This is a genomic window from Geothermobacter hydrogeniphilus (assembly GCF_002093115.1).
GTDB classification, from domain to species: Bacteria; Desulfobacterota; Desulfuromonadia; order Desulfuromonadales; family Geothermobacteraceae; genus Geothermobacter_A; species Geothermobacter_A hydrogeniphilus.
Map to the genome: position 1 here is coordinate 21,151 of NZ_NAAD01000029.1, position 10,116 is coordinate 31,266.

At 60.5% G+C, this 10,116-nt stretch carries 8 protein-coding genes; 2 read left to right on the forward strand and 6 right to left on the reverse strand.

Going from position 1 to position 10,116, the window contains the following annotated elements:
- Positions 1–6: 6 nt before the first annotated feature.
- Both B5V00_RS15460 and B5V00_RS15465 read left to right on the forward strand, forming a co-directional pair.
- The gene (locus B5V00_RS15460; RefSeq protein ID WP_085011707.1) at positions 7–1,164 is read left to right on the forward strand and encodes a patatin-like phospholipase family protein; all 1,158 of its coding nucleotides are present in this window, start codon (positions 7–9) and stop codon (positions 1,162–1,164) included.
- Positions 1,157–3,043, forward strand: a complete 1,887-nt coding sequence (locus tag B5V00_RS15465; RefSeq protein WP_085011708.1) for a B12-binding domain-containing radical SAM protein — start codon at positions 1,157–1,159, stop codon at positions 3,041–3,043. Before B5V00_RS15460 ends, B5V00_RS15465 begins: the two co-directional genes overlap by 8 nt.
- Here B5V00_RS15465 and B5V00_RS15470 read toward each other — a convergent pair.
- From B5V00_RS15470 to B5V00_RS15495, 6 genes are all read right to left on the reverse strand, one after another.
- The gene (locus B5V00_RS15470) at positions 3,036–4,397 is read right to left on the reverse strand and encodes a response regulator (protein WP_085011709.1); all 1,362 of its coding nucleotides are present in this window, start codon (positions 4,395–4,397) and stop codon (positions 3,036–3,038) included. The genes B5V00_RS15465 and B5V00_RS15470 overlap by 8 nt on opposite strands.
- 149 nt (positions 4,398–4,546) lie before the next feature.
- A complete protein-coding gene (locus B5V00_RS15475) occupies positions 4,547–4,822 on the reverse strand; it encodes a thioredoxin family protein (protein WP_085011710.1) in 276 nt (91 codons plus the stop codon).
- A gap of 107 nt (positions 4,823–4,929) precedes the next feature.
- Entirely contained in the window at positions 4,930–5,784 is an 855-nt protein-coding gene (locus B5V00_RS15480; RefSeq protein ID WP_085011711.1) for a response regulator, read from the reverse strand.
- A 277-nt stretch (positions 5,785–6,061) separates the two neighbouring features.
- Entirely contained in the window at positions 6,062–8,659 is a 2,598-nt protein-coding gene (gene clpB / locus B5V00_RS15485; RefSeq protein ID WP_085011712.1) for an ATP-dependent chaperone ClpB, read from the reverse strand.
- A gap of 120 nt (positions 8,660–8,779) precedes the next feature.
- Positions 8,780–9,172 carry an Hsp20/alpha crystallin family protein gene (locus tag B5V00_RS15490; RefSeq protein WP_085011713.1) on the reverse strand — a complete coding sequence of 131 codons (393 nt, stop codon included), beginning with the start codon at positions 9,170–9,172 and terminating at the stop codon, positions 8,780–8,782.
- 52 nt (positions 9,173–9,224) lie between these two features.
- Positions 9,225–9,674, reverse strand: a complete 450-nt coding sequence (locus B5V00_RS15495; protein WP_085011714.1) for an Hsp20/alpha crystallin family protein — start codon at positions 9,672–9,674, stop codon at positions 9,225–9,227.
- Positions 9,675–10,116: the final 442 nt, after the last annotated feature.

Consider the following 10,116-nt stretch of genomic DNA (forward strand, 5'->3'; position numbering starts at 1 on the left):
GTCAAGGTGACGGCGAAACGCAGACAAAAAACCGCCCTGGTTCTAGCTGGCGGCGGCATCATGGGAGCGGCCTACGAAATAGGCTGCCTGACCGTCCTTGACCAGCTGTTCGAAGACGATTTCAACGTCAACCGATTCGATCTCTTTGTCGGCGTCAGCGCCGGCTCGGTGATTGCCAGCCTGATAGCCAACAACGTTTCTCCGGCCAGCCTCTTTTCAGCCATCAGCAACGATGAACAGACCGTCTTCAACTGGCGACGACGCGACATCTACCGTCTCGATACCCTGGCCATGCTCGGCAGTTGCTGGAAACTGTTCGCCAACAGCGTCCGCATCTTCCGCAGCTATCGAAGCAGTCGTTCGAATTTCAGCCTGCAGGAACTGCCTTACCTCCTGCAGGAACAGTTTCCTGCCGGGCTTTTTTCCCTCGGACCGATGCAGGACTATCTCTGCCGCTCCTTTCGCCAGGAGGGGCTGTGCGATGACTTCCGCGAACTGGAACGCCCTCTGTTCATCCCCAGTTATGATCTCGACAACGGCAAACGGGTCATCTTCGGCAGCGACGGCTACCGCAATGTTCATATCTGCCAGGCGATCACCGCCTCCAGCGCCATCCCTTTCTTCTTCCGCCCGCACCGTATCGGCGGCCGCTATTACATCGACGGCAACATCGGTCGCGTCACCCATATTGACATCGCCATCGAACAGGGAGCCAAACTGATCGTGCTGATCAACCCACGGGTACCGATGGTCAACGATCCCGCTCGAATCTGTCTGCCTTCTCTTTCCTACGGCCATTGCACCAGTATTGCCAAACTCGGCATCGGCGTCGCCTGGGAACAGTCGCAACGTATCGAAAGTCGGGAGAAACTGGAACTGGCCATGGAAACCTACCGGCGTGAACATCCGGATGTCGACATCATCCTGATCGAACCGGGGCCGGAAGAATCGCTGCTCTTTTTCCAGAGTCCAATGAGCCAGAAGGCCCGCAACCAGACCATGGCCTACGGTTATCAACTGACCCTGGGGCAACTCAACAATCGTCTTCCGGAACTGGCGCGCATCTTCTCCCGGCATCAGATCAACACCCGGATGACACGACTGCCGGACCTCTTCAAGAAACCGGCCCGGCCCACCGGGACGGAAGGAGAGAGCCATGAATAGCTGCCCGGCCATCACCTTCGCCACCCTGCACGTCCGCCGTTCCGCCCAGGCGGTCAGCCTGGCCGCCGGTTGTCTGGCCGCTGCTCTTCCGGAGGAGATCCGGTCCGGTTGCCGACTGCTTGATTTTTATCCGGACCAGCCGGTTGCGGCCATGGCCGATCGCATCCTGGCTGAACGGGTCGACCTGCTGGCGCTGCCGACCTATCTCTGGAACTGCAATATCCTCACGGTTCTCTGTACCGAAATCCGCAACCGCAGCCCACAGACACTGATTGCCTGCGGCGGCCCGGAGGCTACCGCCAGGGCCGCTGCCATCCTGAAGCAGAAAACCTGCGACCTGGTGATTTCCGGAGAAGGGGAAAAACACTTCTCCGACCTGGTTCTGGCCCTCGCCGCCGGTGATGACTGGCGGCGACTGCCCGGCATGACCCTGATGGGACCGGACGGGATTGTCTCCAACCCTGACAAGACAGTGAGCCGACTCTCCGTCCAGACCGACTCCCCCTGGTTGTGCGGCCTGCTGCAACCGACCACAGAAGGCGGTGTCCTCTGGGAAACCGCCCGCGGCTGTACCTTCGGCTGCGACTTCTGCTTCGATTCCGGCGGGCACCACCAGGTCCGCCCCCTGCCGGAAGAACGGCTGGTCGCCGAACTGGAACTGTTTCAACGTCGGGGGGTCAGCCAGGTCTGGGTTCTCGATTCAACCTTCAATTTCCCGCCCGCGCGCGGCAAACAACTGCTGCGACTGCTGGCTGTCCACGGGCGGGGCATCCACTTCCATCTCGAAGCCAAGGCTGATTTCCTCGACCGGGAAACCGTCGCGCTGCTGGCCGCGGTCGACTGTTCGGTCCAGGTCGGCCTGCAGTCCGCCCACGCCGAGATCCTGCGCCGGGTTCACCGCCCCTTCGATCCGGAAGTTTTCAGCCGGGCGATCAATCTCCTCAACGCCGAGGGCATCACCTTCGGCCTCGACCTGATCTACGGCCTGCCCGGCGACAACCTTGCTGGCTTCTGCCGCAGCCTCGATTTCGCCCTGCAGTTCGCCCCCAACCACCTCGACATCTTTCCACTGGCGATTCTGCCGGGCACCCAACTTGCGGCACGCGCCGCCACCGAGGGCATCCAACATCAACCCGAACCGCCCTACGAAGTTCTCGCCACCCCGGACCTGCCGCGGGCGGAGCTGGAACAATGCCGCGAACTCGCCGCCGCCGTCGACCTGTTCTACAACACCGGTCGGGCAGTCGGCCTGCTGCCGACCCTGCTGCGCTCGCTGCAGATCGAGGCTGTCAATTTCTTTACCGATTTCGCCAACTGGCTGCAGCGGGACCAGGGGCTCTACCGCGACGCGCTGCTGGCCACCGAAACCTGGAGCAGCGCCGAGGTTCTGGCGATGCAGGAAAGCTTCATCCAGCACCTGCTGCTCAAACGCGGACATCCCGAACTGCTGCCCGCCGCCCTTGACCTGCTGCGCTACCACTTTCACTACGCCGAAGCCCACCTCGGCGACGAGGTCCTCCCCCCTTCGCGGCCGTTGCAGAAAGAACGGGCCTGGGACACCCCCTGGTCCCTGGCGCCGGGGGTCCGACTGGTCCCCTTCCACTACGAAATTGTTGACCTGCTCGATCTTGAAGGAGCCGACCTGACAGCCATCGGCGAACTGTTGCGGCCGGTCGGCTCGGTGGCGCTCTTCGTCAGGCGGCAGAATGAAGTCTGGTGTGAATCGCTGGAGGAGGACTTTCTGAAACTGTTGCAGAACTGCGACGGCCGACACAGCCCGGCCGAAATTTTCGCCGGCAGCATTGCCCCGCGCGAGGGCATGGAACTGGTCGATTTCGCGGTCGCGGAAGGGTTGCTGGAACAGATACCGCCTACTTGAGCAGCAGGTCCATCATCCCCTGATAGGTTTTGCGCTTACGTTCGGACTGGCCGTAGAGGGTCGCCGAAAAGAGGGCGGTGGCGGCGTGCTCGGCCATCATCGAGAACAGCTGGTGGTCAACCGAGGCGAAGGATTCCTTCTGCACGAACAGCTGGTAAACCGCCAGCACCCCCATCACTTCATCGTGAATCTTGAGCGGAATGGCGACCAGCGGCTGCAGCGGGTCGTCGGAACCGGCGGTCACCACTCCCTCCTGCAGATAGGTTTCCCCGCTTGCGAAGGCCCCGCCGACAATCCCCTCGCCGGCGGCGACGGCGGGGAACTCGTCGCTTTCGAAGCCTTCACCGGCCTCGAAACACAGGCAATTTTCCTGTTTATTCCACAACAGCAGGGCAAACTTCTCGGCACCGACGAAATTGATCACCACTTCCTTGATAATCTCGATCACCTGCTCGCGGTCGAGGACCGAATGCAGCCGCGAAGAGGCAATATAGAGGTTGGTCAGGTTGTTGTTGACATCCTCGCTCTGAATCAGCTGTTCGGCGAATTCGCGGTTTTCCTCTTCAAGTTCCCTGATCCGCGCCAGCAGATCGGCGTTCTGCCGACGCAGCTCCTCGACCGACAAGTCGGCCTCGGATTTTGTCCGATCATCCACGACGGGAAGCGGTTGTTGCACCGCGGCTGACGCCTGCTGATGAAGATAGCTCTCCAGGGCGGCAATCCCCTGCGGCTCGGGGTGGATGAAATAGATGCCCATGCCGGCCTCGGCGCCGGGCTTGACCCGCTTCACCTTGCCGAGAACCTGCAGCTGGTCACCGGTCGGCAGTTCAAGCAGGATCTCGACCAGGCTGCCGACCGCCAGTTCATTTCGGCTGCGGACGTAAATGCCGTTGCGGGAGACATCACCGACGGTGGCGCTGAGGCTTTTGCCCCGCTGCTGCAGGCGCACCCGCAATGATGCCGCGACCCGCTCCGCGGTCCGGTGACGCAACCCGCCGAGCAGGCGCTCGACTTTCTCCAGCAGCTCATTCTTGTTGACCGGCTTGGTGAGATAGTCATCACAACCGGCTTCAAGGCAACGACGGATCTCCTCCTCCTTGCCGCCAGCGGTGACCATGATCACCGGCAACCGCTGCCAGCGCTCGTCACTGCGCAACCGGCGGCAGAAATCATCGCCATCAAGGTCGGGCATGTAGAGATCAAGCAGAATCAGGTCGGGCTCAAGCAGGGGAAGTTCAGTCAGAACCTCGACGGCGGAGGTCCGGGTCAGGATGTCGTGACCGCTCTCCTGGAGAAAGGATTTTTCGAGTTGAAGAAACAGCTCGACGTCATCTATCAGCAACAGGGTGGCCATCGATCAATCCGGAATCCTCTTTCACTGTCGGGAAGGGAAGTGCAACGAAACTAACCGAGTGAGCCCCAAAAGTAAAGCCCCCCGGTGTATAGCCGGGGGGCTTTATTCGACGTGTCGGAACCCGGCCGCTGAGAAGCGGGCCGGAATGATCAGGCGACATCCGACAGGCGCCGCCGGTAACGCGGCCGTTCAATAATCATACTGCGAATTTCAGCCGGTTCAGGCACCCGTCCGGCAATCCGCAGGTTGTCGTCGAGAACCAGGGCCGGAGATACATAGACCCGGTTATCGATCATCTTGCGCCGATCACGGTAAACGTGAACTTCGGCGTTCACGGCCAGGTCCTCAAGAACATGGCGCACATTTTCCAGAGTCCGTTCACAACGCTGGCCACAATCGGGTTTGCAGAGAATATCGATACGCATGAGGATAACACCTCCCTGTCAGATGGCTGACTCATTTAGTCATATTATAGCCGGCCACAAGACAATAGCAACCTTTTTCACCCCTGAAGCATTGATTCATAGTGTCCTCAATCCAGGCGCGGCGGCGGGTTGTCGCCGTAGACAAACTTGAGCGCCCGCCGGACACGTGCCTGCAGACGTATCGCGTTGATCGGCTTGGCGATGAAATCAAAGTAGCCGAGATCGAGAACCCGCGCTTCTTCTTCGGGGGTGCTTTTGGAGGAAAGACCGATCACCGGGATTTTTTTCGTCCGCGGGTTGCTCTGCAGGCTGCGGAACATGGCATCGCCGCTGAGCTGCGGCATAATGGTGTCGGAAACGATAAGGTGCGGCATTCTGGTCATCGCCACTTTGATCCCCTCGGCACCGTTGTTGGCCTGCAACACCCGGTAGCCGGCCCTTTCCATCGCCGCCGCGATGGCGCAACGCACCAGCTCCTGATCATCCACCACCAGCACCGTCCACCAGGTCTGCAGATCCCGCGGCTGACGCCCCCGGTAGTGCCGATCGACGGCGTCGACTATCTCGCTGCGGGTGGTCACACAGGGAGCGATGCTCAACCCGGTACGAAAACCGAGTTCATCGATGGTCTGCATGTCAAGGGGGTTGACCATCGCCAGGTGCAGTTTCCGCCCCTCGACCTTGAGCGGGAAAATCAGTTTCTTCAGCGCCTCATCGCCGTCGACCAGAGCGAGAACTTCGCGCGGAAAGCGATGGTGACAGATATCCTTGACCGTCTTCAATCCGAACTGACGGGCCAGGACGATACTGATATCCCGCTCGGTGACGATCCCGTGCTCCTCCAGGATCTGACCGAGATGGCGACCGCTTTCCCGCTGTCGGGCAAGAGCCGTCTGCAGGGTTTTTTCACTGAGAATCCCGGCCTCGACCAGAATTTCCCCGAAGCGCTTGCGCTGAGCCATGCACGCTCCCTTCAGTCCCCTCCGAAAGCAGAAACCATCAACAGCATCAGCCTACAAACTCCTTATCGACCTGGCAAGACTTTTCTTTAATAAAATCATATATATGGCCATTGCCTGAATCAGTGAGCCCCTATTGGAGGAAAAGTGCAAGTACCTGGTCTGAATGAGATTTTCAAAAATCGCCAGCGCACCCACAGGTTCGCTGGCGATTTTGGGGAAGCTCAGCCAGATCAATGACTTGTGCTGTCCGCCGACAAGGGGCTCACTGACTCAGACATTATTCCGTCACCACGGTCAGCTCACCATCTTTGACATCCACCTTGAAACAGGTCCCGGCGGGAAGCTCGCCACTGATCAGCAACCGCCCGATACGGGTCTCCAGCTGATGCTGCAGATAGCGCTTGAGCGGTCGTGCGCCGTACTGCGGATCGTAGCCACGTTCGGCAATCAGGTCACGGGCGGCCTCAGTCAACTGCAGCTGCAGCTGGCGATCAGCCAGCCGAGCACGCAGCTGCTCAACCAGCAGATCGATAATCCGGACGATTTCATCACGCTGCAGCGGCTTGAACAGCACCAGGTCATCGACCCGGTTGAGGAATTCGGGCCGGAAGCTGCTGCGCAACGCCCGCATCACCTGGTTGCGGGTCGCCTCGGGGATCCGCCCTTCGCTGTCGATGCCGGCGATCAGATCCTCGGCACCGATATTCGAAGTCATGATGATGACGCTGTTCTTGAAATCAACGGTCCGGCCCTGGCTGTCGGTCACCCGGCCGTCATCGAGGATCTGCAGCAGCACGTTGAAGACCTCCGGGTGCGCCTTTTCAATCTCATCGAAGAGGATCACCGTGTAGGGTTTGCGCCGCACCGCCTCGGTCAACTGGCCGCCCTGGTCGTAGCCGACATAACCGGGGGGAGCGCCGATCAGGCGGCTGACGGCGTGTTTTTCCATGTACTCGGACATGTCGATACGCACCAGGTTCTCTTCCGAATCGAACAACGCCTCGGCCAGGGTGCGTGCCAGTTCGGTCTTGCCGACCCCGGTCGGCCCGAGAAAGATGAAGGAACCGACCGGCCGTTTCGGGTCCTTGATGCCGGCCCGGGCGCGGATCACCGCGTCGGCGACCAGCTGCACCGCCTCGTCCTGGCCGATCACCCGCCGATGCAGAATCTGGTCGAGCTTGAGCAGCTTTTCCCGTTCCCCTTCCATCAACCGGGTGACCGGAATACCGGTCCAGCGCGAAACGATATCGGCGATCTCATCATCACTGACCGCTTCGCGCACCAGCCCGCCGCTCACCTCGCCCTCATCCTCCAGGCGATGCAGCTCGGCCTCCAGTTGCGGCAACTGTCCATGCTTCAGTTCGGCGGCCCGGTTAAGATCGTAATTCCGCTCTGCCCGCTCGATCTCCTGCCGGGTCCGCTCGATCTGCTCACGCAATGCCTGCAGCTTCTTGATCGCACCTTTCTCTTTATCCCACTGCGCCTGCAGGGTGTCGCGGCGTTCCTGCAGATCGGCCAGCTCACGGCGCAACTGCTCAAGGCGCTGGATACTGGCGGCATCCGTCTCCTTGGTCAGGGCCGCCTCCTCAATCTGCAGCTGCATGCTGCGGCGGGTCACCTCGTCGAGTTCCTGCGGCAGTGAATCGATCTCGGTGCGGATCATGGCGCAGGCTTCGTCGACCAGGTCGATCGCCTTGTCGGGCAGGAAACGGTCGGAGATGTAACGGTCGGAGAGGGTCGCCGCGGCGACCAGGGCGTTGTCATGGATACGCACCCCGTGGTGGACCTCGAAGCGTTCCTTGAGACCGCGCAGGATACTGACCGTATCCTCGACGCTCGGCGGCTCGACCAGCACCGGCTGGAAGCGGCGTTCGAGGGCGGCGTCCTTCTCGATATGCAGACGGTATTCATCAAGAGTGGTGGCACCGATGCAGTGCAGCTCGCCGCGCGCCAGCAACGGCTTGAGCATGTTGCCGGCATCCATCGCCCCCTCGGCCTTGCCGGCACCGACAATGGTGTGCAGCTCATCAATGAACAACAGGATGCGCCCGGCACTCTCGCGGATCTCGGCCAGCACCGCCTTGAGCCGCTCTTCGAACTCACCGCGATACTTGGCCCCGGCGATCAGCGAGCCGAGATCAAGAGCATAGACGGTTTTGTCCTTGAGCCCCTCGGGAACGTCGCCACGGACGATCCGCTGCGCCAGACCTTCAACGATGGCGGTCTTGCCGACTCCCGGTTCCCCGATCAGCACCGGGTTGTTCTTGGTCTTGCGGGAGAGGATGCGGATGGTGCGGCGAATTTCCGCGTCTCGACCGATAACCGGGTCGAGTTTCCCCTTGCGCACCTCGGCCACCAGATCACGGCCGTACTTCTGCAGCGCCTCGTAGGTTCCCTCGGGATCCTGGCTGGTCACCCGCTGATGACCGCGCACGCCGGTCAAGGCCTGCAGCAGACGATCACGGTCGATCTTGAATTGTTTCAGGACACGGCCGGCCGGGCTCTTGTCATCTTCGTCGGTAAAGGCCAGCAGCAGGTGCTCGACACTGACGAATTCATCCTTGAGCTGACGGGCCTCCTCTTCGGCCTTGACCAGCAGGCGGTTGAGCCGCTGGGTGACATAGATCTTCCCCGCCTCGGTACCAGGCCCGGAAACCTGCGGCAACTTGTCCAGCTCCTGTTGCAGCGCGCGCCGCAGGGCAGCCGGGTCAAGCTCCATTTTCTCCAGCAGGCGCACCGCCAGTCCGTCCTGCTGGTCGAGCAGGGCGGCCAACAGGTGTTCGCCGTCAACCTCGACATGGCCGAAACGCTGCGCCAGGTTCTGGGCGACCTGCACCGCCTCCTGGCTCTTCTGGGTCAGTTTGTTGAAATCCATAGTCACCTCTTTGAAAAAGCCCTGAAAAGATTACCAAAAAAAAGGGCCGGCGCCATCCGGCAACCGGCCGGGCAGCCTGCCGGACCTGCGATCAGACAAGTCCTGCAGGCTGCGGGGAGATCAGTGGATCGTCTTGATCTCGATCCGCTTCGGCCGGGCCGCCTCGACCTTCGGCAGGTGCAGGGTCAGCACCCCCGCATGGAGTTCGGCCTGCGCCTTGTCACCATCAAGCAGTTCGGGCAGATGGAACTGGCGATAATAACCGGCCGGAGCGAATTCACTGTAAATCCGTTTACCCGGGGTTTCCGAACCGGCCCTGCCTTCAATGGTCAGGATGCCGTTGTTGATGTCAACCCGCAGGTCGTCCTTGCTCATGCCCGGCACGTCGGCCATGAAGGTCAATCCTTCATCGGTCTCGAAGATATCAACGGCGGGAGCCACATAGCGCTCACGCAGGTTGTCTCCGGTTGCCAGGCTCTTCTCGTTCTGAACGGTCAGATTTTTATCAGTCATGGCTCTGCTCCTTAAAGTGTTTTAAAGGTTACTGATCAAAAATTTCCTGCTCTCAGGCAACCTTGATGGCGATCTGCTTCGGCCGGGCCGCCTCGGCTTTCGGCAGGGTGACATCCAGCACACCATTTTTGTAGGTCGCCGAAACCTTGTTGGGATTGACGTCCGCCGGCAGCTCGATGGTGCGCAGGAACTTGCCTGCTCCCCGCTCACGACGATGCCAGGTCGCGTTGGCGTCAGCCACCTGCTCCGGCCGCTCGCCGCTCAGGGTCAGGCTGTTGCCGACCACGTTCATCTCCAGCTGTTTCGGATCGACACCCGGCAGCAGGGCGCTGAGGTAGAAGTTGTTCTCATCTTCGAGCAGGTTGAAACGAGGCGTGCGGCGGGCACCGAGACCGGGCAGAAAAGCGGGCTCCAGCAGGCTGCCGAGACCGACGCTGTTGAAGATCTCATCCATTTCCCGACGCATCTGATCCATCTCGCGAAACAGGTTCCAGTTGATCATGACTCTTTCCTCCTTGGGTTGGATTTCGCCTGATCCGTCAGGCTTGTTGGCGTTGTCGCCAGGAGGTATTACAACTGTCATGCCAGGCCCTCTAAAAAAATTTTCTCTTTACATTCGATATGTTATGGAGTTGAGGCGGATCAGGCGACAAACTTGCGACAGCGGCCAGCTGTCGCGGCCCGCGACAGTTGCGACAGCTGCGACGTCGCAAGCCAGGCAGAAACCGGTGGAAAGAAAGGTGAAAACGACAGGAGGATGGAAATCACGTTCCCGAGGCTGGGCAAAAATGCCTAGATGCAAGGCACCCACAGCCCTGCAGAATAAGGCGTACCGGAAGGTACGTCGTTGATGCGGGGGAAGGGCAACGCCGCAGATGGGCCTAGGAGGCTGTTGATGAAATGGTCTCCCCCCACTACCTAAATCGGCGTCAAGGCGCCATGAT